Raw genomic sequence first — 427 nt, 5'->3', positions numbered from 1 at the left:
TCTCTGGCCCGGCGAAGTGCTGGCGGTGGTCGGCGAATCCGGTTCCGGCAAGACCACGCTGCTCAACTGCCTGTCAACGCGGCTGATGGCCGATAGCGGCAGCATCCAGTACCGCATGCGCGACGGCAATCTGCGTGACATGGCCCGCATGAGCGAAGCCGAGCGCCGTTTCCTGATGCGCACCGACTGGGGTTTTGTTCACCAGAACCCGGCCGATGGCTTGCGCATGGCCGTCTCTGCCGGCGCCAATGTCGGCGAGCGGTTGATGGCGGTGGGCGATCGGCATTATGGCCAGATTCGCTCGACGGCCACCGACTGGCTGCGGCGCGTCGAGATCGACGAGGACCGCATCGACGATCAGCCGCGCGCCTTCTCCGGTGGCATGCGCCAGCGTCTGCAGATCGCCCGCAACCTCGTCACTTCACCC

At 66.3% G+C, this 427-nt stretch carries 1 protein-coding gene; it reads left to right on the top strand.

Annotated elements, in window-relative coordinates:
- A partial coding sequence (locus AC1D0P_RS30235; protein ID WP_477680105.1) for an ATP-binding cassette domain-containing protein occupies positions 1 to 427 on the top strand: 427 nt, incomplete at both ends.

The organism is Polaromonas sp. P1_G2 (assembly GCF_056405515.1).
Note: the sequence above shows the minus strand (reverse complement) of the source record. Positions and strands in the feature narration are given on the sequence as shown.